The organism is Thermoproteota archaeon, from assembly GCA_003352285.1.
Taxonomy (GTDB): domain Archaea; phylum Thermoproteota; class Nitrososphaeria; order Nitrososphaerales; family Nitrosopumilaceae; genus PXYB01.
This window is the reverse complement of the sequence record QQVN01000005.1, coordinates 270,240-296,128: the sequence shown is the minus strand read 5'-3', so window position 1 is coordinate 296,128 and position 25,889 is coordinate 270,240. Positions and strand designations below refer to the sequence as shown.

29 protein-coding genes and 2 tRNA genes are annotated in these 25,889 nt (G+C 35.8%); 21 read left to right on the top strand and 10 right to left on the bottom strand.

Features of this window, described 5'->3' with window-relative positions:
• Position 1: 1 nt before the first annotated feature.
• Both DWQ18_07880 and DWQ18_07875 read right to left on the bottom strand, forming a co-directional pair.
• The gene (locus DWQ18_07880) at positions 2-925 is read right to left on the bottom strand and encodes a transcription factor TFIIB (protein ID RDJ33081.1); all 924 of its coding nucleotides are present in this window, start codon (positions 923-925) and stop codon (positions 2-4) included.
• A 66-nt stretch (positions 926-991) separates the two neighbouring features.
• A complete protein-coding gene (locus DWQ18_07875) occupies positions 992-1,297 on the bottom strand; it encodes a hypothetical protein (protein ID RDJ33080.1) in 306 nt (101 codons plus the stop codon).
• Positions 1,298-1,748: 451 nt separating this feature from the next.
• Between DWQ18_07875 and DWQ18_07870 the strand changes: the two genes are divergently transcribed.
• On the top strand, positions 1,749-2,093 hold the full coding sequence (locus DWQ18_07870; protein RDJ33079.1) for a hypothetical protein: 345 nt from the start codon (positions 1,749-1,751) through the stop codon (positions 2,091-2,093).
• Positions 2,094-2,101: 8 nt separating this feature from the next.
• On the opposite strand, the gene DWQ18_07865 is transcribed toward DWQ18_07870, so the two are convergent.
• Entirely contained in the window at positions 2,102-2,890 is a 789-nt protein-coding gene (locus DWQ18_07865) for a transcriptional regulator (GenBank protein RDJ33078.1), read from the bottom strand.
• Between the two features lie 124 nt (positions 2,891-3,014).
• Between DWQ18_07865 and DWQ18_07860 the strand changes: the two genes are divergently transcribed.
• The 11 genes from DWQ18_07860 to DWQ18_07810 all read left to right on the top strand — a co-directional run bounded on the left by DWQ18_07860 (position 3,015) and on the right by DWQ18_07810 (position 9,545).
• On the top strand, positions 3,015-3,644 hold the full coding sequence (locus DWQ18_07860) for a hypothetical protein (protein RDJ33077.1): 630 nt from the start codon (positions 3,015-3,017) through the stop codon (positions 3,642-3,644).
• Positions 3,645-3,986: 342 nt separating this feature from the next.
• Positions 3,987-4,364, top strand: a complete 378-nt coding sequence (locus DWQ18_07855; protein ID RDJ33076.1) for a hypothetical protein — start codon at positions 3,987-3,989, stop codon at positions 4,362-4,364.
• A gap of 4 nt (positions 4,365-4,368) precedes the next feature.
• Positions 4,369-4,881, top strand: coding sequence for a diaminobutyrate acetyltransferase (gene ectA, locus DWQ18_07850; protein RDJ33075.1), 513 nt, complete (start codon positions 4,369-4,371; stop codon positions 4,879-4,881).
• Entirely contained in the window at positions 4,881-6,176 is a 1,296-nt protein-coding gene (gene ectB / locus DWQ18_07845) for a diaminobutyrate--2-oxoglutarate transaminase (GenBank protein RDJ33074.1), read from the top strand. Before ectA ends, ectB begins: the two co-directional genes overlap by 1 nt.
• Complete coding sequence (locus tag DWQ18_07840) at positions 6,173-6,568, top strand: ectoine synthase (protein RDJ33073.1); 396 nt, start codon at positions 6,173-6,175, stop codon at positions 6,566-6,568. Before ectB ends, DWQ18_07840 begins: the two co-directional genes overlap by 4 nt.
• Positions 6,565-7,488: an ectoine hydroxylase gene (gene thpD, locus DWQ18_07835; GenBank protein RDJ33072.1), complete on the top strand. Its 924-nt coding sequence runs from the start codon at positions 6,565-6,567 to the stop codon at positions 7,486-7,488. Before DWQ18_07840 ends, thpD begins: the two co-directional genes overlap by 4 nt.
• Before the next feature lie 19 nt (positions 7,489-7,507).
• Positions 7,508-7,999 carry a hypothetical protein gene (locus DWQ18_07830; protein ID RDJ33071.1) on the top strand — a complete coding sequence of 164 codons (492 nt, stop codon included), beginning with the start codon at positions 7,508-7,510 and terminating at the stop codon, positions 7,997-7,999.
• A 255-nt stretch (positions 8,000-8,254) separates the two neighbouring features.
• A complete protein-coding gene (locus DWQ18_07825; protein RDJ33070.1) occupies positions 8,255-8,503 on the top strand; it encodes a hypothetical protein in 249 nt (82 codons plus the stop codon).
• Between the two features lie 65 nt (positions 8,504-8,568).
• Positions 8,569-8,814: an Lrp/AsnC family transcriptional regulator gene (locus DWQ18_07820; GenBank protein ID RDJ33069.1), complete on the top strand. Its 246-nt coding sequence runs from the start codon at positions 8,569-8,571 to the stop codon at positions 8,812-8,814.
• Between the two features lie 197 nt (positions 8,815-9,011).
• Positions 9,012-9,188 (top strand): CDGSH iron-sulfur domain-containing protein, encoded by a 177-nt coding sequence (locus DWQ18_07815; protein ID RDJ33068.1) that lies wholly within the window; start codon positions 9,012-9,014, stop codon positions 9,186-9,188.
• A gap of 111 nt (positions 9,189-9,299) precedes the next feature.
• The gene (locus DWQ18_07810) at positions 9,300-9,545 is read left to right on the top strand and encodes a hypothetical protein (protein ID RDJ33067.1); all 246 of its coding nucleotides are present in this window, start codon (positions 9,300-9,302) and stop codon (positions 9,543-9,545) included.
• An 18-nt stretch (positions 9,546-9,563) separates the two neighbouring features.
• On the opposite strand, the gene thiL is transcribed toward DWQ18_07810, so the two are convergent.
• Both thiL and DWQ18_07800 read right to left on the bottom strand, forming a co-directional pair.
• Entirely contained in the window at positions 9,564-10,514 is a 951-nt protein-coding gene (gene thiL, locus DWQ18_07805) for a thiamine-phosphate kinase (protein RDJ33066.1), read from the bottom strand.
• Positions 10,498-11,796: a phosphomannomutase gene (locus DWQ18_07800; protein RDJ33441.1), complete on the bottom strand. Its 1,299-nt coding sequence runs from the start codon at positions 11,794-11,796 to the stop codon at positions 10,498-10,500. The genes thiL and DWQ18_07800 overlap by 17 nt, the downstream gene beginning before the upstream one ends.
• A 53-nt stretch (positions 11,797-11,849) precedes the next feature.
• Here DWQ18_07800 and DWQ18_07795 point away from each other — a divergent pair.
• Positions 11,850-11,923 (top strand) — tRNA-Thr (locus DWQ18_07795).
• Between the two features lie 463 nt (positions 11,924-12,386).
• Complete coding sequence (locus tag DWQ18_07790; protein RDJ33065.1) at positions 12,387-12,599, top strand: hypothetical protein; 213 nt, start codon at positions 12,387-12,389, stop codon at positions 12,597-12,599.
• A 1-nt stretch (position 12,600) separates the two neighbouring features.
• Here the strand turns inward: DWQ18_07790 and DWQ18_07785 are convergent, their stop codons facing one another.
• On the bottom strand, positions 12,601-12,861 hold the full coding sequence (locus tag DWQ18_07785) for a transcriptional regulator (GenBank protein ID RDJ33064.1): 261 nt from the start codon (positions 12,859-12,861) through the stop codon (positions 12,601-12,603).
• 106 nt (positions 12,862-12,967) lie between these two features.
• Between DWQ18_07785 and DWQ18_07780 the strand changes: the two genes are divergently transcribed.
• Complete coding sequence (locus DWQ18_07780; protein RDJ33063.1) at positions 12,968-13,552, top strand: hypothetical protein; 585 nt, start codon at positions 12,968-12,970, stop codon at positions 13,550-13,552.
• 353 nt (positions 13,553-13,905) lie between these two features.
• On the opposite strand, the gene DWQ18_07775 is transcribed toward DWQ18_07780, so the two are convergent.
• Positions 13,906-15,651 carry an abortive phage infection protein gene (locus tag DWQ18_07775; GenBank protein ID RDJ33062.1) on the bottom strand — a complete coding sequence of 582 codons (1,746 nt, stop codon included), beginning with the start codon at positions 15,649-15,651 and terminating at the stop codon, positions 13,906-13,908.
• Between the two features lie 74 nt (positions 15,652-15,725).
• On the opposite strand from DWQ18_07775, the gene DWQ18_07770 reads away from it, so the two are divergent.
• Complete coding sequence (locus DWQ18_07770; protein ID RDJ33061.1) at positions 15,726-16,181, top strand: hypothetical protein; 456 nt, start codon at positions 15,726-15,728, stop codon at positions 16,179-16,181.
• A gap of 1 nt (position 16,182) precedes the next feature.
• Here DWQ18_07770 and DWQ18_07765 read toward each other — a convergent pair.
• Both DWQ18_07765 and DWQ18_07760 read right to left on the bottom strand, forming a co-directional pair.
• Positions 16,183-16,254 (bottom strand) — tRNA-Cys (locus tag DWQ18_07765).
• Between the two features lie 41 nt (positions 16,255-16,295).
• Complete coding sequence (locus tag DWQ18_07760) at positions 16,296-16,517, bottom strand: histone (protein RDJ33060.1); 222 nt, start codon at positions 16,515-16,517, stop codon at positions 16,296-16,298.
• Between the two features lie 103 nt (positions 16,518-16,620).
• On the opposite strand from DWQ18_07760, the gene DWQ18_07755 reads away from it, so the two are divergent.
• From DWQ18_07755 to DWQ18_07745, 3 genes are read left to right on the top strand one after another with little or no spacing between them, the layout of a single operon-like run.
• Complete coding sequence (locus tag DWQ18_07755; GenBank protein ID RDJ33440.1) at positions 16,621-17,376, top strand: TatD family deoxyribonuclease; 756 nt, start codon at positions 16,621-16,623, stop codon at positions 17,374-17,376.
• A gap of 31 nt (positions 17,377-17,407) precedes the next feature.
• A complete protein-coding gene (locus DWQ18_07750) occupies positions 17,408-17,731 on the top strand; it encodes a hypothetical protein (protein ID RDJ33059.1) in 324 nt (107 codons plus the stop codon).
• Positions 17,732-17,786: 55 nt separating this feature from the next.
• Positions 17,787-18,557 carry a thiamine biosynthesis protein ThiS gene (locus DWQ18_07745; protein ID RDJ33058.1) on the top strand — a complete coding sequence of 257 codons (771 nt, stop codon included), beginning with the start codon at positions 17,787-17,789 and terminating at the stop codon, positions 18,555-18,557.
• On the opposite strand, the gene DWQ18_07740 is transcribed toward DWQ18_07745, so the two are convergent.
• Positions 18,546-19,067: an RNA methyltransferase gene (locus DWQ18_07740; protein ID RDJ33057.1), complete on the bottom strand. Its 522-nt coding sequence runs from the start codon at positions 19,065-19,067 to the stop codon at positions 18,546-18,548. The genes DWQ18_07745 and DWQ18_07740 overlap by 12 nt on opposite strands.
• A 127-nt stretch (positions 19,068-19,194) precedes the next feature.
• Here DWQ18_07740 and DWQ18_07735 point away from each other — a divergent pair, with 127 nt between their 5' ends.
• Positions 19,195-20,034 carry a tetratricopeptide repeat protein gene (locus DWQ18_07735; GenBank protein ID RDJ33056.1) on the top strand — a complete coding sequence of 280 codons (840 nt, stop codon included), beginning with the start codon at positions 19,195-19,197 and terminating at the stop codon, positions 20,032-20,034.
• 451 nt (positions 20,035-20,485) lie between these two features.
• Positions 20,486-25,732, top strand: coding sequence for a hypothetical protein (locus DWQ18_07730; protein ID RDJ33055.1), 5,247 nt, complete (start codon positions 20,486-20,488; stop codon positions 25,730-25,732).
• Positions 25,733-25,889 lie beyond the last annotated feature (157 nt).

The following is a 25,889-nucleotide window of genomic DNA, read 5'->3' as shown; positions in this document are numbered from 1 at the left end:
GTTATACCTCTATGGAATCAACATATTTTGCTGCATATTTTCGAAACATCGAAGTGTTTTTTCTAATTGTCACTGCACTTACGTTGCATTTTTTTTCAAGCTTTGGATATGATATTTTTTCATTATTTGCAGCACATGATAAATAAATTGCACCTGCCGCTAATCCTAAGGGATTTTTCCCCTGAACTATTCTATCTTTTATAACATCTTGAAGTATTTTTAGCGCCAATCTTTGAGATTTTTCACTAGCTCCTACCTTACTTGCAATTTTTCCTAGATAGTCAATGCAACCTGGATGCTCCAAGGAGATATTTAGATAACTTACTAATCTCTTGTAACTTCTGATTAGATAACGTCTTGTAACATTCGATGCTTTTGCAATTTCATCAACACTTCGAGGTATTCCTGATAGTCTACAAGCAACATAGATTGATGATGCCATCATGACTGGAATTGATTTACCGCGAATTAGTCCTCTACTTGAAGCTTTTCGATATATTGTAGCAGTTTTTTCAATTACTGAATCGGGTAATCCTAATTTTGGTTTTAATGAATCTAAATGTGCAAATGCCTTGCTCAAACTTCTTTTTTTTCCTGCATTTTTACTTCTAAAATCCCACATTCGGAGTCTATGAAAGCGCTTTTTTGTACTGTGAGATAACCTGTTTCCAGACGCATCTACATTTTTTTGACTTATGGTGCTAGAAATTCCCATATCGGGTATAGAAATCCTTGAAGGACTGCCAGTTCTGGCCTTAGCTGATGTTTTTCCATCACTGTATGCTTTTTCTTGATGTGAAAAATCGGCTATTCTTTCTTTGAGAACGTATCCGCAATCACTGCAAATTATCTCTCCGTTGGTTTCATCAGTAACTATAGAAGCGTGTTTATTTGTCAGGCATTTTTGCACGACTATGCTTTTCATAATGTTTCTTTGTTAATTAAAAAGATAAGAACTCATAAGCTTCCTTTATGATAATAAGCTATTTTTTTATTTTGGAATAAAATATTCTGATAGTATATTTTTTGAATTGTATTTGATGAATCCATCATATACTGATACTTGAGAATTTTTTTGAAAAATAAATTCTAAAAATCCATCATCATATCCTAGTTTTACCGAGGATCGATCTGTTTTAGCAAGAAATGTTTTTAATTTTTCTGGTTTGTATTCTCCTAATTTTTTCCACGAATCATCAAATTTTATGGTTTGAAATGATCTAAATGCAGTATTGTTGTATACAAAAGGCTTATCAAAATTGGTCAATGAACTCATTACTTGTACTTCTTCATTCATCTTAATGATATTTTATTGAAAAATAAGCTTAATATCAAATTACCAGCTTAATTGCAATTATATCAAATTACCTCCATTATACACTAATGAAAAAGACTAAACAAATAGACGATATGAAAACAGCAATGATAAAAGATCTTACAAATAGAGAGAACATATCAAAAAAGAAAGTCAAAAAACTCGTAGAAAATTTCATAGAGTCGTGAAACCAAAAGAAAAAATTCGTAGCGAGGCATTAAAATCTGCCCGGAGAGGTAGAAAATTATTAAAAAAAGAAAGTAAGGTGACAAAACAGCCTTCTACAAAAATGAATCCGATATCAGTTGAACGAAGTGCAGCAGGAGCAAATTCTCGAAGACATCTTAAAAAACAATAATCGATATACTTGCTAAGCTTATTTTCAAAATATTAGCTTATGAGTCCATAAATCGTATCTAAATTAAATTTCCATATGAAACCATATCGAACTAGAAAAGTTGGAAAAGGAGTCAAAAGACCAAATTCAAAAAACATGGTTGGAATGAAGACCCCATCAAAAACTAACAGCATAAAACATAGTATATCGAAAATTCACTCTTATCAAAAATCATCAATTCGAGAACTAAAACTGGATATTAAAAAAATTGAGAATACAATAGTCTCCCCCGTGGGTTTGGATAAAATTTCCGCAATAGAGATAGAAAAAATTCAGGATAAAAGAAAGCACATCTCATTGCACATGATAAATGTAATTAGTAATATTGTAGCATCCGCTAGAAAACTATCTTATCTTGAGGACAAATACCAAGCTAAATAGATACAAAATCAACGTGTTGGCTTGCTTCTTACACTTTTCTTTGATTTTTCCCAAGTGAATTCCAGATAATCCTTACACCAATCTAGGAACAAGGGGTCATTACCATAAAACATATTCCTTAGATCTGGTTCACCATTGTTTGCAGCAAAGATAACTCCTGCTTCTTTTTCGTTCATTATCACAATGGTGTCAAGATCAGATGAAATCCTTCGTTCAATTCTTCCCTGTTCGATTAGGGTGAAGTATCCAAGCTTTTCAAGAGTTTTGGTACGGCCTTCTGGTTCTATGAGATCTTTTGTAATTATGTGTCGATAGGTGGCGTTTTCTTTTATCCGCTTCAATAAGGGATCCACAAGTCCTGGAGGAGATTCCGTAATTGCATCAAAAACAAAAACTTTAGCATTTCTGTATATTGACTTCCATTTATCTAGAACAACTGTAACTCCTTTGATGTGCTTACAATTTTCTAATACCCCTAATCGTCTAACAAATTTCATATGCATATTTCCTAATTCATGAGTTTCAAAGAATTTTTGATTTTTTGATAAAAATGTTATTAGTGGCAATTGTGATAAAATTATTTTTCCATTAGTCGTGATGTGGTAATGTTCATCCGTGCCTTTTCTGACAAAATATGCACTAGAAAGACGGTCTAGATTCCGATGAATTTCTTGAGATGTAACTTTGAGTAATTTTGCTAATGATGATACTCTATGTGGTTTTTTGTTAAGATTTGATAATATTCTTAATCTTTGTTCGCTTGCTAATTCCAAGAAACATAATGCTGCATCCTCCATTGACTGTTCTTTCACATTGTTTGATATACATCACTTGTTAAAAATCAATCTAATAATATTACAAGCTTATAATCATATAATTAGCTGATGACATGTTATAGTTTGTAAAAATCACTAACTATCAATGAAAAATAATGCAGATAGATTTGGTATGATAATTGCAATTGCAATAACTGCAGTAGCTATTGCATTTGTTGGTACATTATCAAATCCTCAAGATAGAAACATACAGCCACAAGGACAAGCAGTCATTGATAGAGCTACCACTGAGTTAAAGGAAATACCTGAAGTTGCACAAGATACGTTTACAGACACTGTAGAAGAATTAGAAAAATTACCTACAGAAATCGAGGAATCATTAGATGATGTTGACAATATCAAAGAAGAATCAATGGATATTATCGAAGATGTGATTCCAGATGTACCTGACGTTGTAAAACAATCCAAAGGAAAACTCTTAGAAACAATTAGTATTCCTAAGGATACTGCCGCACCTGGGTGTGAAGAGACCAACTCTTGTTATATTCCTGAAATCGTGACAATTAAGCGTGGAGGCGAAGTGATTTGGGAAAACGTCGACAATGCAGCACACACTGTTACCAGCGGTTCAGCAACATCTGGTCCTAATGGATTATTTGATAGTGGACTCATTTATCCTGGTGACACTTATTCAATCCAATTAGACTTGGTTAACGAGTATGTGTATTTTTGTCAAGTCCACCCTTGGATGACTGGAAAAATTGTGGTAAAATAACCTCTTTTTTATTATATTCAAATCTGTAACTGTTATGATGACTTTCTAGTTCATCAAAGAATTGTTTTAGCTTGATTCATTATCCGGATACATATCATATACTGAGTATCAAATGTATGATACAAATTTTAAAATCTGTTTTTTCAAATTCTAATTTCTTTTTTAGATTTGTTCACTATGATGATCTTGCACTTTGTGGAACTTTACTTTCATCGATACTGATATTTTTATTTGTACTTAATACTGGCACTTAATTAGGATTTTTTTACCTCTAATAATGATAGCTGAATTGTAAGATATTAGCTTAGAAAATGTTATGTTGTTTTGAACTAATTTTTTCCTATGTCAGAAAATCATAATGAGTTAGTAAAAGGATTAATTGATAAATTTGATGAAAATGGGTTTGAAGTAATTTGTGCTAATTATGGTGAATTCAAAGAACCTGAGGAAATTCAAGGTGTTAAACCGGATGTAATAGCATGGGATTCTGAAAACGAGTTATATCATTTAGCATCTGTTATCGAACCTGAAGAACTAACTGATGAAAAAACTAGTAGACGCGTTGAAACACTATCTAATTTAATGATGAGTAATGGCAAATCCACAAGAACACGAATTCCATTTTATTTGGGAATTCCAAAGCAAAAATCTAACCAGATAGAGAAATTTTTGAATAATAACAATGTAGAACAAACCAATATTTTTCCACTGGAGGTTTAAGATATTGAGTCAAATTACATTTTCAAAACCAACAGTTAGTGACGGAAAAGAAATCTTCAGACTAGTTAGAGAAAACCCTCCTTTAGATGAAAACTCTGAGTATTTCTATCTCTTGTTATGCCATCATTTTTCTGAGACTTGTGTTGTTGCAAAACAAAACTCTCAAGTTGTAGGATTCATTACTGGATATGTCCCTCCAAATGAAGAAAAGACATTATTTGTTTGGCAAGCTGCAGTATCCCCTAAGCTTCGTGGGAAAGGCATTGCTGCAAAAATGCTTTATTCAATTTTACAAAGAGAAAATTTACGTAATTTTGAGTTTGTAGAAGCCACACTTGCACCTTCAAACAAGTCATCCTACTCATTTCTGATATCTTTTGCCAATGATTTAGGCACAAATTTTACAAAATCTCCTCTTTTTACAAAGGATAAATTTGGAGAATCCAAACACGAAGAAGAAGAACTTATCAGAATTGGTCCATTCAAAACTCAAAAACTAGTGGAGGTTTTTGCTTAATGCAAAATATCAAAAAATTTGAATCTAGAGTGCGTTCCTATTCTAGAGCCTTTCCTGTTACTTTCAAATTAGCAAAAGATGCATACCTATATGACGAACAAGATAATGCATATCTAGATTTTCTTTGCGGTGCGGGCTCAATAAATTATGGGCATAACAATGAGGAAATAAAAAAGAAAGTAATCGATTATCTTGATAGTGATGGAATTGTACATGGTTTGGATCTTGCAACAACTGCCAAAGAAGAATTTTTGAAAACATTTTCGTCATTAATCTTGGAACCAAGAGAATTGAATTACAAAGTGCAATTTACCGGCCCTACAGGTACTAATGCTGTAGAGGCCGCACTAAAGTTAGCAAGAAAAGTCACTGGCAGAACAAACATCATTTCTTTTACCAATGGTTTTCATGGTGTATCTTTAGGGCCTCTTGCTGCAACAGGAAATTCAGGACATAGAGGTGGTTCAGGTGTTCCATTAACCAATGTAACATTTATGCCATATGATGGCTACTTTGGAAATAAATCAAACACAATTGACTATGTACGAAGATTCTTAGAAGATACTAGCAGTGGAGTAGATCTTCCCGCTGCATTTATTGTTGAAACAATACAGGGTGAAGGTGGAATTAATGTAGCAAAAGACAGCTGGTTGAAATCTCTTTATGAACTTTGTAAAGAATTTGAAATTTTATTGATTGTTGATGATATCCAAGTTGGATGTGGACGTACAGGATCTTTCTTTAGCTTTGAGCAATCAGAAATAACCCCTGATATGGTTGTATTATCAAAATCTCTTAGTGGTTTTGGATTACCATTTTCTATGCTTTTGTTAAAGCCCGAACTAGACATATGGAAACCTGGTGAGCATAACGGAACCTTTAGAGGCAATAACTTGGCATTTGTTAGTGCAACAGAAACTCTCAAAAAATATTGGTCCACACAAAAGTTTGAATCTGAAATTAATAAAAAATCTCAACTTTTAAAATCTGAACTTGAGCGTATCGTGAAAAAACATCTTTCTGCTGATATGGAGGTTCGCGGAAAGGGACTAATCTTTGGAGTTGATTGTAGGTCTCCTGATTTAGCCAAGCAATTAGCTGATAGAGCATTTGAAAATAGGTTAATTCTAGAAAGGTGCGGTTCAGAAGATCAAGTTGTCAAATTCATGCCTCCTTTAACTGCTGATATCGAAACAATTGAAGCAGGTCTGAGAATTTTTGAAAAAAGCATTGAACAACTAACTGCCAATTCTGAAATTCAATTGGAGGTAAAAAAGAGGACTGAACAAAATTGATTATACGTAAAATTGACTCCATAAGGGAGTCCGATAGGACAGTTGATACTCCAAATTGGTCTAGTAGCAGACTTTTACTAAAAAAAGATAACATGGGTTTTTCCTTTCATGAAACTTTGGTGCGGGCCGGAACTGAAACCAAAATCTGGTACAAAAATCACTTGGAAGCAGTGTATTGCATAGAAGGAATTGGTGAGATTGAAGATCTTGAAACTGGATTGAAGCACCAAATTGTTCCTGGAGTAATGTATGCACTTGACAAACATGAAAGACACATACTGCGAGGAAAAACTAACATGAGAATGATCTGCGTGTTTAATCCCCCTTGTATTGGAACAGAAACTCACGACAAAGAGGGAGCATATCCGCTTCTTGAGGTTGAAAATTCATGAGCGTATCTAAAACAGTGAATGATGACTATCCTACTAGAAACAGTGATTCATTTCAAGTAATTTCTAGAAGAGATCCCGTTGTGTATGGGAATTCATTGCAACTTGATGTACTTGAATCTGATCAAGTAAAATTTTTTGAAGAAAATGGATATCTCTTTTTTCCAAATTTATTTTCAACAAAAGAGGTATCTACTTTATCTGATGAACTTGAACGATTATCAAAAAACAAAGATCTGAAAAAGCAAGAACAATTTGTTTTAGAACCACAAAGCGGTGAAGTGCGCTCAATTTTTGAAGTGCACAAAAATAATAATTTGTTTGAAAAATTATCAAAAGATCCTAGAGTAGTAAATGTAGTGCGACAGCTTTTGGGAAGTGATGTCTATATCACTCAATCAAGAATTAATCGAAAGCCAGGATTTGAAGGAAAAGAATTCTATTGGCACTCTGATTTTGAAACATGGCACGCAGAGGACGGAATGCCCCACATGAGGGCCATAAGCTGCTCAATTAGCCTTACTGATAATTATGAATTTAATGGACCTCTGATGGTAATTCCTGGTTCCCACAAGCAGTTTATTTCATGCGCTGGTAAGACTCCTGACAACCACTATCAAATATCTCTAAAACGGCAAGAAATTGGGACTCCTGATAAAGAGAATCTTGAAAAAATGGTTAAACAAAACAGTATTGATACTGCAAAAGGACCTGCAGGCTCTGTAATATTCTTTGATTGTAATTTAATGCATGGTTCATCAGGAAATATCACTCCATACCCTAGAAGTAATGTCTTTTTTGTATACAATAGTATCAAAAACAAGCTCGAAGACCCATTTAGTGCAAGTAAACCACGACCAGAGTATATCGCATCACGTGAGCCTCAAGTAATTACTCCTCAATCATTGGAAATTAGCATTTAACTATCTAGGATGAATAATATTGGAATCTAATCTCTTTTTCCCAATTCTTTCAATAATTCTAGTAGGGAGTATTATAGCAGTAATCAAATTAGTTGAATATACAAAATTTCAAACTCTAAAAGGATCACACAAGGCTACAAGTGTAATTTTCATAATTTTAGGAGTGTCTGAAGTTCTCTATCTCTCACGATCAATGGGGATACTTATTCCTGCTATAGAAATTGTTACTTCTCTAAGTGCAATTTTGCTCTTTTTCACATTTGTTTATCTTAACAAGCTACAAAATGCAGTATCTGGAATGAGCATAGCATTGAGTCCAAGAATGAATGTTGGCGATGAGATTGAATGTAAAGGCAAACGCGGTATTATTACACAGATTGGCTTATCAAAAACAATTGTAAAGTTGGAGGAATCTGACAGATTGATGTTTATTCCTAATAAAAAATTAGACGAAGAGATTTCTATTATTAAGAAAATTAAAACGACTCACAGTAATATTAAAACGAGATAGTATAACGAGGAGTTGGCAGGGGGAAATACTGTGAATCGTCTGATATACCCCTTCCTCGTCAAACTACAATGCGTGGAATTCTTGATAAAAATTCTTAAGCTTTGATTATGATTTTCAGCTTTACTTTCTAATTCTGTTTATAAGAAATTAAGGCGCAACTAATACAATGTCTAAAAAAAATGATTCCATAAAAGATGATTATGAAGAACGAATTAGACTGGAAAAATGGAGAATCGGCAAAAGGAATTTTCCATAATGATTCAGAAACAGCTTTACTTTAACAACAATATGCGCCAATTGATTAAATCATGCAAATTAGGAAGAGATTGGAAGAAAAACAGAAATTTTCATTCGTATAAAGCAGTACAAGAGGATGCAAAAATATTAGTTCAACCCATGCATGATTCAGAAACACGTGAACTTTCATTTAAAAAAAATTCTAATGTATTAATTCAAGATGGACTTTTACGTTTTCACAGCAAGGATATAAAAAATAATTTCTAAAAGCTAGCTTAATTTTCAAATGTACATTGATGAATTATTATTAATTATGGAGCGATAAAACAGCCATGACACAGGCATTTTTGTTGTTGACATGTGCATATAGATCAACAAATGTAAAAGAATCTCTAGAAAATATTGATGGAATTAATGAGATTAAACAAGTTTTTGGTGCGTATGATTATGTTGTAAAAACTGCTGATATGCCAAGAAAAGAACTACGAAAATTAATTAGCGAAAAAATTCGACCTGTCGAAAATGTACTATCCACATTAACACTTGATACTTTACCGGAGGGACGTAGTTTTGACTAAAAATTTTATTTTTGATATGTGTCGACAAAAAAGAAGAACAAACTACATGATTGAAAAAACTGAACAAGATCTAAATGAATTTAAAAACACTGGAAATCTTTTTTTATTGTTTTATAATCTGAAACAGATGGCAAGAATCAGATGATTTGTTAAAGAATCATATCAAAGTTTATTGATGTAGTTATACTCCTATAACTATGGCAAAAGTCACAATCAAAGGAGCAGAAAATGGACCCCTAATAGTAGAGGTTGATGGCAAAAGAGTTTCTGCGTTATGTCGTTGTGGAAAAACCGAAAACAAACCAAACTGTGATGGAACCCACGCAAAAATTGGATTCAAGGCAGACTCATCTGAAATCAAAGTCACAGAATAACTTCCATTTTTTTTAATTGATCGTATTACAAAATTTTGATTTAAGGATTCTTGTTAAAATCAAATTTAATCAATGGTTTTAACCAAAACCGCTATTTCATTTTGAAGGAAAATGCAATCCATTCAAAAAACAAACAATCAGATTGCAACCTATCTGATAGTTGGAGTACTTGCAACGGGACTGACCCTGTCTATTTTAGATTCCATTCAAAGGTCTGATGTAGAAATTTCCCCCACCAAAGGCACGCCCAAGCAAGACCCAACTTCAGAGATTACTCAATCTGAAAACGCATTAAATTCTATTATTCAACCTGTCAAAGATGGTATTACTGCTGATCTTACACTAAAAGCAAACTAGTACTCTTGACAGAGTTTTTTATTTAAAATGCCTCCAGCCTTTGTCTTTTAGAATGATTTTCTTATCATTATTTAGCAAAACTACTCCCTTTCCTTGAATGACTCTGCCAATCTCTATGAGATTGATCTTACTTTTCTTTGCAAATACCTGTAATTTTTTTACATTTCTTGGAGATGCGGTAAAAACTATCTCGTATTCTTCTCCCCCATTGAATATCAAATCTACAGGATCAAGCCTATTCTTACTTGCAAATTCAAAGAGTTTTGGGTTTGCAGGTAGTTTATCGATGAAAAATTGCTTGTTGCTCTGTTTTGCCATCTCATTTAGGCATGTGGAGAGGCCATCACTGGAATCCATTGATGAAGAAAACTTATTCTGATTTTTTACTCCAAATTCTAATCTGCATTGTGGTTTTTTAACAGAATTGATTGCAGTTTTCTTGAACGTACCATCAGCTTTTTTTCCTCTTAGAAGTATTTGCAAGCCTGCAGCAGAGTTTCCAAACTCTCCTGTTACAAATATTCTATCATTAATTTTAGCCCCACTTCTCTTTGGAATCTTTTTTGCAAAACCAAATAGTACAACGCTAATTGTAATCTCTTTTCCCTCATTTGTATCGCCTCCAAGAATTTTTATGTTAAACTCTTTAGCAGTCTTGGCAAAACCAGTAGCCAATTCACTGATCTTTTCTGAATTAACCTTCCTTGGAATAGTGACTGAAATGATTGCAAAGTTTGGTCTTACTCCTTTAGCTGCAAAGTCACTTACCGCAGAAACAACACTCTTTCTTGCAATCTCTGAAAATTTCATCTGTGGTGGTACATCTGTGCTCTCAACTAGAGTATCAATAGATGATACACACAACTCATCCCCAATCCTAAATACCTCTACATCTTCTGGGACAAATGATTTTCTTTGATTCTTTTTTTGAAAAATTTCTATAATTTTTCCTTCATCTAATCTTTTCATAGCATTGTCTAACTAGTTGTTCTGTGTCCTTTTGAACTTGTTGAGCCTTTTGAATGTCATTTGACTCAGTTGATACTCTGATGATATCTTCTGTGTTTGATTTTCTAATCAATGTCCAAGTATCTTCATCAATTACTGCTTTAATGCCATCAAGTGTACTGATTTCACTATATCTTTCCTTCATGGTACCAATCAAGTTTTCAATGACATCATCATGTAGATTTGATTCCACTGATACCTTGTTGCGAATCTGCTGATAACTTTCCATAAATGACAAGATATCATTAAAACTCTTATCTCCAAGCATTGATGCAATGAATCCGCTAGTCAATATGCCGTCTCTGCAATAGTTGAATTCAGGAAGGATGAAACCCCCACTGCTTCCTTCACCGCCTGCTTGCGCTCCTGAGCTCTGCATTAATTCAATTACGTTTGCCTCCCCCACCTTTGATCTTTGAACTGTTCCTCCATTATTTTTGATAAATTTCTCAACTGATACGCTTGAATCTATGCTTAGAACAAATTTTTTGTATCCTAGCTCAAGGGCTTTTGCAACGCCCAAGCCAAGTGTAACATCAGGTGTCTGTTTTTTTCCATTATTGACTACTACCAGTCTGTCTCCATCAAGATCAAATGCAAATCCAATCTCTGCATTTTTTGTTGCACTAAGAAGAGTATCTAATGAATCTGCAGTAGGGTCAGGTCCACGTGATGATGTGGAAACATCATCGTTTATCGTATTCACTGTACATCCAAGTTTTTTTAGCAAAGTTGGAACAATGTTTTTTGCAGCTCCTCCACCAATGTCTACTACAACCTTGGATGATTTTTTCATCTCTCCAATTAAGGCAGCAGCATCGTTTACGTAATCTGACTCGATTTTTTCCTCTTTGCCAATCTTTGCTTTTTGAATTTCCTGATGAGTAGTTACTGTCTTTAGCTCCTCTTCTACAATTCCTCTTCCATCTTTGATGAACTTCAAGCCATTCCACTCTATTGGATTGTGTGAAGATGTAACTACAATGCCTGCCCCAATCCTTCTTGCTTCTCTAAATACAACAGGTGTTGGAGCCATTCCCAAGTTTAGAATGTCTATTCCATTTTGCATTATTGCAGCACTTGCCGTCTCTCTTATCATATCCCCAGATGGTCTTGTGTCATTTCCAATTACACATTTTCCCGTCTCAATTAGTTTTGAAAAATTATTGCAAAATTCTAAAACATCATTTAGCAGCAAATCTTTTCCGAAAATCCCTCTGATACCGGAGATGGATTTTTTCATTTGATCAAAGTCAGAAAGGCTTTTTATAAACTCTGACAACTAAATCGAGTCATGCCTCGATAGCTCAGCCTGGTAGAGCGAACGCCTCGTAAGCGTTAGGTCGTGGGGTCGAAGCCCACCCGAGGCTCTAAATTATGATACAAAATTTTTAGAAAAAGATAGGAGCTTTATTCATCAAAGGCTTCGATGTCAACTTCTAATTCATCGGCCAATCCTTTCCACCATTTATTTTCCTCGTTATTCATATGCTCCCCCATTATACCCCTGGATCATCCTTTATAGATCTGTCGGTTGAATTGACTTTGATCAATCTTTGATCAAAAATACATCTTGTTGAAATTGTTCACACAATTACTACGCTTTTGGGGCCCTCTTTTTTCGAAGAACAATTATTGCTAATGCCCCTCCTGCACAGCTCCAAAAAATTGGCCATCCTAAAGGATCCTTGTTTGCAATCAATCCAAGATATGCATATACTGTTCCTCCGATTAATCCAAACCCAATCAATTCCAAAATTTTACTCACAGATCTTTCAGCCCCAAATTGACTAAAAGTTGAAAAGATATATTATTTTGTTATCTAGCCATCTCATGGATAAGTATCTTCTAGTTGTCTTGATGTTTCTTATTGCAGGAATGGGTATTGCTATTACTAAAGACCCGCCTGAACTAATATTATTTTACAGCATGCTTGGTGGCTCAATTGTTGTGATAATGTATGGCTCACTTAAGAGCAGATACGACAGAAAACAAGCTAAACGAAAAGAAAGAGAAGAACGCCGAAATAAAAAATCAAAGAAATAATCTATAGCTCTAATCCAAATGACTCTGCTATAGTTGAGAATTTCTGATATGATTCTAAGTATTGTTTTCCTTTTGGTGTAATTACGTAAGTGTGCTTTCCGTCATATTCGATAATGTTAATCAAACCAGCTCCTGTCAAGTTTTCAACAAATTTTGCCAGTCTTGAATGTGACAAGTTTGCCTTGGTTAGTAGCGAAGTAGTCTTGATTCCTTCTTGACCAGACTGTTCAGTAGCAGTAAGTAGATCAGCTACAATTTGCATACTAGTTCTATAAGCTACCATATCTGCTAAACCTTCAAACTATCATATAAGGGTATTACCATTCAATACGATCAGATACATATAATCCAGCCTCATTTTTGTGACAATGTCCAGTCAATCACCTATTCCTTGGTTTGATGATTTTCTTGGCGTTGCATATCGATATTTTGATCTCAGAATGAATATCGTTCCTCTGTTCTCTGATAGAAAGGAAGCAGTAAACCTATGGCATGATGTAATTCACTGGTGGGTAGATCCAACAATAAAAGCAAGATTTGTTGAAATTGGAGATCAATACTGGTTTGTTTTAGGCGCTGAAACAAAAAAGCCTGACTCAAACATCTCATTTTACAAGACTCTGGCAAAATCTGAAAATTATGAGCGCTTTAAGAAAGGATATGGTGGAGAGGCATATCTACGGCTGGGAATGTATTCAAGAAAATCAAAGGCAGACGTTAAAGATGATGCAATATGTGATTGTGGTCATGCAAAAGAGGATCATGATGATGCAAAGGATAATGATGAGTGCTTTTATGATGACTGTAAATGCAGAAAGTTTGAAAGCTTTCAAGTAACATTACTGAAAAAAAAGAAGACCATTACAGACATTGCATTTCTTAGCGAAGATGAAGTAAAAGATGACCCATTAGCATGGAATTGTCTTTATGTTAACAAACTGAACAAAAAATAATTCTTAGGCTTCTTTCTTTCCGTAAAGACTTACTCTAACATGTTTTCCAGGATAATGCTCTGAAATTTTCTGTGAATAACACTTGCCACATAGTGGTCCTTTGATTCCCCATTCATCCATTGGTTCATATCTTAATGAAATTGGATTTCCACAAACTGTGCATTTTGCTTTATCAGGCATTTTGATTCTGCTCTTAATGATCTATATAAAAATGATTTTGAAATTTTGCTCTCGTAAATTTGGGATCAGTCGTCATGTTAAATAATACTGTATAATATTGAAAATACGGTAGCAGTCTGGCCAATGTAAACCTCCTGCAAATTTTTACTTGGTTGGACTACTACCTTCTAATCTTACAAAATGTTTGAGACTAGCTTCTTTATGGCGTCAATCTCTTCTTCTTCTTGCTTGATTTTTTTATCAACAACACGAAGCATGGAGTCACTCCATACGTGATGGGAAAAGAAGTTGTGTTTTGTATTGGCAATTTCTATCTCATCATCTACTACTGTGTCTTCTAAAAATTTGGTAACAACAATGTCTGCAAGCTTTAGTATTCTAGTGTTAAGCTTGAAGCTGCGAAATACTGGCTCTAGCTTTATCACATCAGTCTTAAAATCACCTTTTGTTTCAAGTATTGTTTTGTGTAGGATTCTAAAATATACTGCAAGATAGAAGAGAGTTGCGTAACGTTTTGTCTTGTGGGCACCCTGTTTTCCATATTTGAGGGTCTTTTTGGCGTACTCTTTGACTAGATATGGATAAAGTAACAGTCTATAGTCATCCTTCAAGTTGTCATTAAAGACATCATCATACTTGCTTCCTCGTGGAAGGAACTGTGCAGGTGAACTGTATGCTTCTGTGGGTCTTTGTTCTATTCCTGCAACTAGAGCTTGTATGGCATCTTTTGCTACAATTACTTTTTTGTGATTGTCAGGAAGATACACATTGTATGATGGCTCACCAACATACTCACATTGTTTTGATTTGGTTTTAGAATCAAAAGAGCCTGCTTGAATCTCATAAAAGTATCCGGAATTTTTCAGCTGTGATTTAATTGATTTGTGAAAATCCATTAATGAAACTAGGTCTTTTCCGCGAACAGAGTTCTGAGAGTTTCTATACTTTGTAATGTTGTTTTGTTCTTGTTCATCATCTGCCTTTATGATGGTTACAGTCATGCTTCCATCAAGATTTTTTGTTCTCTTGGCATGATCTAATATTGAGTTTGATGTTTGAGCGCCATTAACGATTTGTGGTGCATACAAGCTGATGATATTATCTCCAACTTCTTCAAAATCGCTAACTACTATTGTAATGCCGTTGTTGTAGTAAAAGAATTTTCCAGGATCATTTTGTAATGTTTCGCGCAAGCCTTTGTTTACAGTCGTCTTAAACTGCATCCATTGTCGTATGTTTGATTCAAAGACATAATCCCTGTTCTTTGTAACAAATTCTGTTAATTCCCGAAGCTTCAAGATTCCCAAAATTGTATTGTCATGGCGTAGCATCTTTTCAAGTTTTATTGATGATTTTTTTCCTGCTGCCGGCTTTTTTATCCTGGCCCAAAGTATCTCTATTATTTCATCAATTCCAATAATTTCTACCGCATCATCCTCAAAGTCTACTCTTTGATCTGTTACATAGCAGCACTCAATCTTGAGGTGCTTTTCTTTAATCTTGGTAACCAAATGCGCAAGCTCTGGCCTCATTTTTGTAACGTCTTTGCTTAAGAGTCGCTTTACATCTTCTTTGAATTTAATTACTGCATCAACTGAGTGTGAAGTTCCATATTTTGATTGGAACAAACGAATCTTGTTATCTGAAAAATCCACTGGCAGGTAGGCATCAATTCCAAGATCATTTGCGCCATCAACTATTGCATCTGCAGCATCATCTTCTGTTGCCTCAAAGACTCTGGTCAAAACCCATTGTAGAAAATTATTCCCTTTTTCAACTTCGTTTTTTGCACTTTCAGCATATTCCTGAATACTTTGTTGAACATTCTCAGAGAATCCCTCAAGTGGTGGAGTGGAATTTTTTTGAATTAGTAATGAGCGTGAACCCGGAATATACTCTAGTAATCTATTTTGTGCCAAGCGATTTGCTTAACATCCTATATATTTAGAAAAGCTGGTAATTACATAATAACTCAATTTCTATGTGAATGAAGATGCAAAAAAAAATCTGGCTTGGCTTAATAGGGATCTCAATTGTAGCAATATTTGCTGTTACTCTACAAGTAAATATCGCAGACTCAAATAATTCCCAATCATCTTCTGAATTAGACTTTACATCAAAAGAAAAAACAACCGGTGCACAAGACACAGAATCTGACTATGACATTGTAATGACTAACAAATCATCAAGACCTGGATGTGAAAAAACAAATTCCTGTTATGTCCCTCACGAGTTTACAATCAGTGCCGGTGAATCTGTTACATGGAAGAATGATGATGTAGCGTTTCATAGTGTTACAAGCGGCTTTTATGATTCACCAACTGAACTTTTTGATAGCGGACATTTAGATCCTAGTGAAACATTTTCAGTAAATTTTGATAAAATTGGAGAGTTTGATTATTTCTGTACTCTACATCCTTGGATGATGGGAAAAATCTATGTAAAATAAGAGGTGAGGAAGGGATTTGAACCCCTATAGATAGGCTTTGCAGGCCCACGCATAACCACTCTGCCACCTCACCGCAGTCAGAAAAACAAGTAATCAACAATTAAACTCTTTAGGTCAGCTCTTGAAAAACTGCTTTGATGCAAGCTTGACATCTTCTGCTTTGACAGTCTTTCTCCCAGCATGATTTGACATGTCGATAGCATTTTTGGCAATCTGTCCAGCTATATCCTCAATAACTCGCCTTAGCTCATCAGCTGATTCGTCACTGACTCGCTCAGCCCCTGATTTTTTTAAAATTCTATACATAGCTGATAATCCCAGCTCTGTTGATTTCATAAATTTCATTTTTTAATTATATGAAAAAAGACATTGAGTGAAAAAATATCACAAAGGAATCGATTTATGCAGACTATTTTAACAAGTCACTCCAATGAAAAACATGACATGGTTGATGGATTCTCATATTCATCTTTCTGATCCTCAGTACGACTCTGATATGGAATATATCAAAAAGAGCATGGAAAAACTTCACATTAAAGCATGTTGCGTTTCAATGGATTATGAAAATTCTATCAAAACTATAGAAATATCAAAATCCAATTCGTTAATTCTGCCTTTCATCGGGATACATCCTGAAAAGGCATTAGAAAAACAAGACTCTGTTGTAGATCTAATTAATGAAAATCACGCAAGCATTGCTGGAATTGGAGAGATAGGACTGGACAGAACATATACAGAAAATGAAAGTGAATTCCTAAAACAAAAAAAAGTTTTTGAAGAACAACTGTCGCTTGCAGAAAAATACGACAAACCAGTATCTATTCATTCACGAAAAACCCTTGATGAAATTTTTGATGTAATGACCTCATACTCTCTTGATAAAGCATTATTGCATTGGTTTGATGGAAGTAAAAAGCAATTACAAAAAGCAATGGATTTGAATTTCTATGTTTCTTATGGACCTGTTATGATTTATGCACAAGACAAGCAGACTTTACTATCAAATACTACAGAAGAAAAAATTCTAGTTGAAACAGACGGGCCAGTAAGATTCTCCAGATGTTTTGCATTAAAATCTGCACAGATTAGCTTTATTCCTAGTGTTGTTTTTTGTGCCTCCAAAGTACTAAGAAAAACATATGATGAGATGTGTACCCTAATTGAGAAAAACTCTAATGCGTATTTGGGCGTATAGGTATAAAATACCCTCCCTGATATTTTGATTCGTGGATAGAATTAAGCGATTATCTATGGAAATACTAGAGGAACACAAATCACAATTTGGTGTAGACTTTGGTGATAACAAAAAAACCTTAGATAAAATCTCAATTATCCGTTCTAAAGGACTAAAAAATGAGATTGCTGGATACATCACAAAACTTCTCAAACATGAAATTCGAGATCAGCAATTAAAAGAAGAGCGAGCAAAACAATCAGCAGAACTTGAATCTCAAAGTGATGAGATTGAGGCAACTGAAGAATCTGATTCTGTTTCAGAAACAATTGAAGCCGATACTGAAGAACCAGAAACCTCAGAGGCTAAAGAATAATTTCCATTCTTTCAATATTGTAAGGTTAATTTTTAACCAATATTCATGATTCTTGATGGTAACTGTAAAACTTCTTGGCGGGGCAAAAAAATCCTTTTCAACTGAAAAAATTGAACTTGATGTTGAAAACTTGACAATTAATGAGTTACTTTCCAATCTTTTAAAAAACAAACCAAACAACACACCTGATCTTGATACAAAAAATATTCTTGTTGCAGTTAATGGCATTGATTCTTCTGCATTGGAGGGACGGGCAACAAAAATCTCCAAGGACGATATAGTGAGTATTATACCTGTTATTCATGGTGGATCTCCCAGAATCAAATTAAAAATTGGACGCAACCAAGTAGAATTAATCCACATAAAATCAAAACATAACCTTGATGAGTCATTTTTAGATTCACTTCGAAAAAAATATCCTAAATTAATTATTCAGGCTATATCTTCAAAATTTATCCTCAATTCAAATCATGCAAAAAAGATTATCATGCTTTCATTGGACTCTAAGAAAAATAACACACTTCTATCAAACAAAATTGAGACTGATATGTTAATGCGATTTGCTTGTACAACTCAAATTTCTGATGCCATATCAAAAGCTGGAATTAATCCTAATACTTTATTCACAATAATTTCAATTGGACCTAAATCTATACAAGATAAACTTTACAAAGAATTGGAGTCCTTTTTGAGCAAATCAAAAATTAATTCAGAACCATTTCTAAAAAAAGAATTTAAAATTTCTAAAAAGCATCTAGATGCAGTAGATTCTCAAACGCCATTGGAGGACATCTTGGTAGAAAAGGCTGCAGTTTTATTCGGATAACTCGCGTTTTGCAATTTCTATACTGAGAATATCTTTACCTGCTAAAACTGAAAGTCCTGTTTTATTGCCTAAAATTTCTACCAAAACTATCCAATCATATTGTTCCAGTGAAACTTTTCTTGAAATTCCGTCCGCTATTTTTGAAATCAATTCTGATTTTGAGATATTGGAATTTCGTTTCTCTATGGTGATTCTATAGGTTTGATCCTCCTTGATTTTTTTTGCAAGCTTTAGTGTTTCCTCTACAATTTTTTCAGGTGTGGTCTCAATTGAAACTTGAATCGGAATAACTCTTAGAATGTATCTGATTGACCATGGTTCATCTTCTATTTTTTCACGAATCCTTTTGGTGACATCCAAAGGCTCAACAGATGTTTCAACAGTTAAGAGTCCAGAAATGTTTGTTATTGTAACTTTGGGATCTTCATCCCCTATTTCTTCAAGTATTCCTTTGATCTCTTGTATGGTTTCAGTTTCAAAATGTCTTGGGCAGCTAACTATTAGATTCAAGTCTCTTGATTACCACCATTATGAATCCCTTTCCATTATTGAATCATCGGCTTTATGCTCAATCCTAACAATTAACTTTCAAATTTTCTTAATCTATAGTGTGTATCTTTAATAAGAAATTACTCCCATGCTTATTGTGAATCATAAAGTAATCGCAATTATTTTTGGCATGTCTTTGTTACTATCGCCAATTGTCTTAACTCAAGATGTGTCTGCACAACAAGTTCCGACTTGGGTGAAAAATACTGCTAAATGGTTTGGGGATGGATTAATCACTGAAAAAGAGTTTCTCAAAGCTATAGAGTATCTAATAGAAAACAAATTCATAATCATTAATCCATCTGATGATAGATCTCAAAACGAAACCCCTAAACCATCAAGTTATGATTCCTTTGAAAAAATTGTCGAAAAAGGAATCGAGGAATTAAAGTATGGTGACCATGAGGATGCAATTATTTACTTTGATGAGGCTCTAAAGAGAAACCCAGATAATGTTAGGGCAATGGTGGATAAGGGAATCGCAAAGGCAAGTACAGGTGATCTTGATGGTGCCAAGCAACTCTTTGATCAGGCAATAAAAATTGGAGAAAAAAACAAGTCTGTTGATTATCGGGCAGTAGTGAACGCTGGAATTGCATTATCAATATATGGAAATCAAACAGAAGCAATGTCTTATTTTGATAGGGTAATTGATAACTCCAATATAGTTAGACAGGAGACGCTATACGCAGCGCTAGTTAACAAGGGAATTGTTCTATACGAGCAAGAAAAATATCCAGAGGCCATTAGCTACTATGATCAAGCCCTTGAGATAAATCCTGGAAAACTTGGTGCCATAGTTAACAAAGCAAATGCATTACAAGAAATGAGAGACTATGATCAAGCCCTTGAATGGTTCGAAAAGGCATACAAGATTACAAAAGACCCTCTTGCATGGAGACCATCTTTTATTGTAATAACTGAGTAGACGTTAATTTTGAATTATTTGTTTTTTAATTTATATAAATAAGATATTAGCACAATACATTTTTGATGTTTATCCATGAATACATCCGAAGAACATTTTACACAGTTTCTGATAGAACATTTTTTACAAATCATACATGATGCTGTTGGTACTGTAGGGCCACAACATTTATCGCATACAAATAAAAGATTTCTTAAAATCGAACTTTCATTAAACGTAGTATAATTATGCATGCTACTATTCTTTTGCAAATTTTTCGTTACCGAATTGTTGGCATCAAACATCAAAAAAAATTATTTCAAGTATTATTTGTAAACTTAGTTTTTGTTGTGGCCTGCTATGATGTTAATAAAACTTGTGAGCAAATGATCCATTCATGCGTAAATTGATAGCACGCCACAATTTTACAGTTATGCACTAATAATAATTTTCAAACCAAGCCTGTAATAATATGAATAACGAGATAGGACGCAAAATAACTAGTCTTACATTAATGACAATTATGATAGCTGGCTCACTGACATTTGCTATCCCAGGAGTTACTCCTGAAGCATTTGCAGTAGCCAAACAAAGCAATCCACACCTCTTCGTTTCCGGCGAAGGACACAACTCACTAAATGAGATTGGTCCAGGAAACGTAATTGAAATTGTTGTAATCGACCCACTGATCAGTGACACTGACCAGGGTAAAGGTGAACCAAACGTATCACTCAACGGTAAGAAAGTTAGAATGGCACAAGCAACTGATGGTGCTTGGTATGCATATGTTGCAGATAGAGTATCCATGCAAAACATGGATGCAGTATTGGGCAACACCAACGGAACAGCTCAAGCCTTAGGACTTGGACTAAACGTTGGACAATTCTGTTTGAACAGCGCATCAACTCCACTAGGAATTGATTTGTCTGCAACAACAGGATATGCTGTACCAAGATACTTTGCAGCAGGTGCAGGTGGCGCAACTAGCAACGGTACTGATGGTACCACTGCATTAGTTGCATGCCAAGCAGCTGCAAAACCACTTACAGCCATTTCAGGAAGTGCAAATCCAAATCCAGGTGATAAAATAATGAACGTCATTCGAGAGAATGAAACTCTCAACAGTGGCGTTACAGCAACTGGACCAGGACAAATTAAATTCCGTGATACTAACTTTTGGCCATTCATTCAACTCTATGATGTTGCTGAAAACTCAAACATGAATATCGTATATAACAGAGCAGGTGGTAGCGAAAAAGTTACCCTACTCTTAGATGATCCAGTAGAGTCAAAGCCAGTACTTGACAGAACAAAGTACCCATTGGGTGCAGATGTTATTGTAACAATTACTGACCAAGGATTGAATGTTGATCCAACTGATGAAGATACATGGGTATTTGGTACCTCTTCCTCAAACAAGACCATATTCTATGGTGTTTATGATGAAGATGGTGCAGCAAGAGCTGTTAACACAGTCGCATTGAAAGATGCTTCTGGTATCAAATCACCAACAATGGGTGACCCACACTTTGATGAACTAGTAGCAATCAAGCGTTCCCCACAAGGAACAGTTCAAATCGACTTACAAGCTAACGAAGACTATCCAATTACTGTTATCACTGCAACAGGTGCAACCAAAGGTTCAGCCGTAATAGGCACTGGCGGTCAAATCACCGCTGCAAGCTTCCCAGTAAACTTTGTTGAAACAGGTGGCAACTCTGCAACCTTTGTCAACTATGGTTCTGGTGACAGCAAAGCAAATCTGATTATTGCATCAACTGCAAAAAGAGGACAGACATTTGAGATAGAATATGATTCTCCAGGATTTGTTTCAGGTCTAGTCGGACACTTCTTTGCAACCATTGATATGGATGGAGCAAGTGTTGGCGATGAATGGAACTCTGGTGAGAGAATCAAAGTTAGTTTAACCGATAACGACTCAAACTTGAATGCACTAACAGATGAGGACTTGGATGTAAACAATGCAGCCGTAAAGCTTATCCCAACCATCAAGATTGGATCTCCAATTACATTACCAACAACTACTACCGCATCAAGTACTCTAGTTTCAATAACTAACGGTACTAACGGTCAAGGTTCTGGCGGTAATGCAGTTACCTCTACAACAGTTGAATCATTCAGCCAAAGAGCAAGAACTACCGTACAGTCATGTGCTAACTCTCCAGGAGTTGGTAATCAAGCTAAATGTAGTGGCTTTGTTGATGGCACTTCATTCAACTATACATTCACTGGTAAAACCATGAATGATCTATCTAAATTCCTTAACAATGGAACAACAAACTCAATCTATCATTATCTTAACTACGACATTAGAAGTATCACCGGTGCATTAAATGCAACAGCTGTACCATTTAACATACTAATTGCAAACGCAACCACAGACAGTAGCTCAGCTACAACTGCAGTTAACGTAACCAAAGGCAAAATCACTGCTTCAAGCGGATTAATCCGATTGAACGTAGGTGGTGGCGGCGGTTTCGGTGGCGCAGCAGTTGGTGACTCATCAATTGGTGGTACTGGTACTCTAAGAGTAGACTTCCAATTCTTCCCATCTGGTGCCTCTTCTGGTGCCGGTAATGGCGGAACAGGAGGCCAAAAGATAATGACTCTTACTAATTCATCTGCATTAATGGCAGTTGTTGATTTCTTCAAGTTTGGTACCGACAATGACGGTATTACTTCCTCTGACAGATACAACAATGCAATTTACAGAGCAGAATTAGAAGAGACCGATGATAACACAGGTGTATTTGTAGGAACAGTTGAATACATTATGCTAAACCAACTAAACACTAACCAATCCTCAACATATGAGTCCATTCGAACAATTAATGATGATCTCCAGATTGTTGTTAACGAAGACTTTACTGATGAGGATTCAGTGAGAATTAACTATCTTGACTTGGGAGCAGACGGTGTCTCAACACAGATTGCTGACCAACAAGAAGCACCTTCTCACTCTGGTGTGGTTTCATTTGATTCAAACACCTACAAGATTGCTGATACAGTAACCGTAACACTTGAAGACCAAGACCTTAACACAGATACAGATACTATCGAGATTTACACCGTAGTCAGTGTACTTACTGACAAGGCGTACCAGGCTGTGGGTTCACCATTCTACGGATTGAACTCCGAAGGAGAAGCATTCGGTAGACTGCTTGACATCACATTTGATGATGCAAGATGGACAAACAACCCAACTAACGATGGTACCTTTACATGTGCACCATCTGGTGATACAGGTCTAGTAGCAACAGGATTTACTTTAGTTGAGACAACTGCTTCTAGCGGTGTCTTTACTGGTGACTTCCAAGTCCCAGCCGACTATTGTAACACTGATACTACAACAAGAAGTACTACGGGAGTTGATATGGAAGTTAACTATGTTGATTACAGAGACGCATCAGGTGAGATTATCGAAGTAGGAGATTCTGCAGGAATCAGAGCCAACACTGGTTCAGTCAGCCTAGATAGAACTGTTTACCCAGTTCCATTTGGTATTCCAGCAGACTTTACTGTTCCAACAGGAACAACTGATTCTAACGAATTCTCAATATTCCCAATTCATGCAACAGGAGTCCAAAGCCTTGCAACACAGGCTCCAAACACTTCTGCTAGCCCAGCTGCAACACCAATTACAAAAGCTGGTGCATTCTTGAACAAGGGTGACTTGACAATTCACGTCAGAGTAAACGATCCAGACTTTGATGTCTCAGCAAGCGGTGAAGATAAAATCGCACAATCAATTGCTGGTAAATCTGGCCCTGTGAAGATCACAGTGTCCAGAGCAGCCGAAGTATTGACACTAGCAACTGCTGGTAACGTAACTGCCCAACCAGGTAAGATCACAATTGGTAAAGATCCAGTTAGATCTCTTGATAAGGATAAACGAACCACAGAACTAGGACCAATTACTGAAATCGCACCAGACGCTGGCATCTTTGAGCTAGACTTTGTCATCAGATACACTGATGGTCCAGACAGCTCAATTTGTCCAACAACCACCTCATTTAAGCACCAAACAAACGGTTCTAGAGGCGGTGAACAAATGCGATTTGCAACTGCATCCGCAAGCGGTCAAAACTATTGTATCTTACAAGGTGATATCATCACTGTACAATACACTGACCCAACTGATGCATCTGGAAAACCAAACACTGTAACCGATTCTGCTACATTTGACCTTAGAAATGGTGTATTACAATCTGACAAGTCTGTTTACATTATTGGTTCTGATATGATCTTAACCGTAATTGAACCAGACTGGGACCTTGATAATGATGTTGCTGAAACCTATGATCTTGATCTCATTGAATGGGATTCAGACGCTGCAACCCTATCCATGGGTAATGCAGGTGGCTCAGCAGCTTCCTTTGATCCAGAACCATCTGACTTTAGAGAAACAGGTGACTCTACTGGTATCTTCCAGATAGTCATCGAGATTCCTGAAGTCTTGAAAGGTGACCGATTAGAGAGAGGTGAAGAGATTGTACTAGAATATACTGACTGGGGACCATCTGGTGCAGACTATGTTGGACAAGAGGAAGAGGACATTAACTTAACCATCTTTACATCCAACTTTGGCGCAACAGTAGAACTTGACCAGAAAGTTTACACTTGGACTGATAAAGTATACATTACCATCGTCGCACCTGACCACAACTTCGACAGCGACTTGATTGATGAAATTGGTGAATCAGCTAATGATCCAATCAAGGTATCTACAAGAGGCAACTCTATTGATAGATACAGACTCGTCGAGACAGGTACTGACACAGGTATCTTCACAGGTGAAGTTATCTTAACCGGCTTCGTTCACGATGCCGATGGTGATGGCGCTAACGATATTACCGCTCCAGCAAAGTCATCTGCAGGTGCAGGACCAACTGATGGATTCCTACCTGCTAAGGACAATGATGGTATTACAGTATCCTTTGAGTTCTCAGAGGATGAGACTGTAATAGGTTCAGCATTGATCAGATGGAATATCGGTGAAGTTCAGTGGCTTGAAGCAAGCTACCCAGCAAAAGGTACAGGTGTTGTACGCGTAGTTGACCCAGACATGAACTTGGATCCAGAAGCAGTCGACAACTTTAACATCGACGTCTGGTCTGACTCCGACGCTGGTGGTATTGACTTGACTGTAACTGAAACTAACGAGGCAACTGGAATATTCGAGGGAACAGTGTTCTTCACTACTACCGATGGATCTTCCGGTCACCGACTCAGAGTTTCAGAAGGTGACACAATCACCGCAGAATATGAGGACAATACACTACCTAGTCCATACACAACTGCAGACGAACTTGATATCACAGGCACATCGCTAATCGGAACAATTGTACCTCCTCTAGAGAGAGCTCCAGCTTCTAATGTTAGAGTTGTTGATGCATTCGGACGTGCACTATCCAGTGTATCCGTAGACCAACAAGTACAAGTCACAGCTGATTTGGCAAACGGCCAAGATAGAGCACAAGCATTTGCATACATTGTACAGATTCAGGATGGAAACGGCGTAACAGTTTCACTGTCATGGATTGAAGGATCCCTAACTGCTGGACAATCATTTAGTCCATCACAGTCTTGGACCCCAAGTCAAGCTGGAACATATGAAGCAACAGTCTTCGTATGGGAGAGCATTACCAATCCAACAGCATTGTCACCTCCAAATAAAATCGACATCTACGTAAAGTAATACTAGAAACATCAAACTATCCTTTTTTTCTTTTTTTGAATAAGCACTTAACGAAAGTTATGAAAAATTATTTTTTTACATGTCCTGCCAACATGGCACGCCACAATTTGAAAATAAATCTGATATATTATTTTTAGATTGATATACTATGTCTTAC

What these genes read in the sequence shown, in the direction of transcription:
- DWQ18_07880 (RDJ33081.1), bottom strand. Translation starts at nt 925, where the DNA reads ATGAAAAGCATAGTCGTGCAAAAATGCCTGACAAATAAACACGCTTCT.
- DWQ18_07875 (RDJ33080.1), bottom strand. Translation starts at nt 1,297, where the DNA reads ATGAATGAAGAAGTACAAGTAATGAGTTCATTGACCAATTTTGATAAG.
- DWQ18_07870 (RDJ33079.1), top strand. Translation starts at nt 1,749, where the DNA reads ATGAAACCATATCGAACTAGAAAAGTTGGAAAAGGAGTCAAAAGACCA.
- DWQ18_07865 (RDJ33078.1), bottom strand. Translation starts at nt 2,890, where the DNA reads ATGGAGGATGCAGCATTATGTTTCTTGGAATTAGCAAGCGAACAAAGA.
- DWQ18_07860 (RDJ33077.1), top strand. Translation starts at nt 3,015, where the DNA reads ATGAAAAATAATGCAGATAGATTTGGTATGATAATTGCAATTGCAATA.
- DWQ18_07855 (RDJ33076.1), top strand. Translation starts at nt 3,987, where the DNA reads ATGTCAGAAAATCATAATGAGTTAGTAAAAGGATTAATTGATAAATTT.
- ectB (RDJ33074.1), top strand. Translation starts at nt 4,881, where the DNA reads ATGCAAAATATCAAAAAATTTGAATCTAGAGTGCGTTCCTATTCTAGA.
- thpD (RDJ33072.1), top strand. Translation starts at nt 6,565, where the DNA reads ATGAGCGTATCTAAAACAGTGAATGATGACTATCCTACTAGAAACAGT.
- DWQ18_07825 (RDJ33070.1), top strand. Translation starts at nt 8,255, where the DNA reads ATGATTCAGAAACAGCTTTACTTTAACAACAATATGCGCCAATTGATT.
- DWQ18_07820 (RDJ33069.1), top strand. Translation starts at nt 8,569, where the DNA reads ATGACACAGGCATTTTTGTTGTTGACATGTGCATATAGATCAACAAAT.
- DWQ18_07815 (RDJ33068.1), top strand. Translation starts at nt 9,012, where the DNA reads ATGGCAAAAGTCACAATCAAAGGAGCAGAAAATGGACCCCTAATAGTA.
- DWQ18_07810 (RDJ33067.1), top strand. Translation starts at nt 9,300, where the DNA reads ATGCAATCCATTCAAAAAACAAACAATCAGATTGCAACCTATCTGATA.
- thiL (RDJ33066.1), bottom strand. Translation starts at nt 10,514, where the DNA reads ATGAAAAGATTAGATGAAGGAAAAATTATAGAAATTTTTCAAAAAAAG.
- DWQ18_07800 (RDJ33441.1), bottom strand. Translation starts at nt 11,796, where the DNA reads ATGAAAAAATCCATCTCCGGTATCAGAGGGATTTTCGGAAAAGATTTG.
- DWQ18_07790 (RDJ33065.1), top strand. Translation starts at nt 12,387, where the DNA reads ATGGATAAGTATCTTCTAGTTGTCTTGATGTTTCTTATTGCAGGAATG.
- DWQ18_07785 (RDJ33064.1), bottom strand. Translation starts at nt 12,861, where the DNA reads ATGCAAATTGTAGCTGATCTACTTACTGCTACTGAACAGTCTGGTCAA.
- DWQ18_07780 (RDJ33063.1), top strand. Translation starts at nt 12,968, where the DNA reads ATGTCCAGTCAATCACCTATTCCTTGGTTTGATGATTTTCTTGGCGTT.
- DWQ18_07770 (RDJ33061.1), top strand. Translation starts at nt 15,726, where the DNA reads ATGCAAAAAAAAATCTGGCTTGGCTTAATAGGGATCTCAATTGTAGCA.
- DWQ18_07760 (RDJ33060.1), bottom strand. Translation starts at nt 16,517, where the DNA reads ATGAAATCAACAGAGCTGGGATTATCAGCTATGTATAGAATTTTAAAA.
- DWQ18_07755 (RDJ33440.1), top strand. Translation starts at nt 16,621, where the DNA reads ATGACATGGTTGATGGATTCTCATATTCATCTTTCTGATCCTCAGTAC.
- DWQ18_07745 (RDJ33058.1), top strand. Translation starts at nt 17,787, where the DNA reads ATGGTAACTGTAAAACTTCTTGGCGGGGCAAAAAAATCCTTTTCAACT.
- DWQ18_07735 (RDJ33056.1), top strand. Translation starts at nt 19,195, where the DNA reads ATGCTTATTGTGAATCATAAAGTAATCGCAATTATTTTTGGCATGTCT.
- DWQ18_07730 (RDJ33055.1), top strand. Translation starts at nt 20,486, where the DNA reads ATGAATAACGAGATAGGACGCAAAATAACTAGTCTTACATTAATGACA.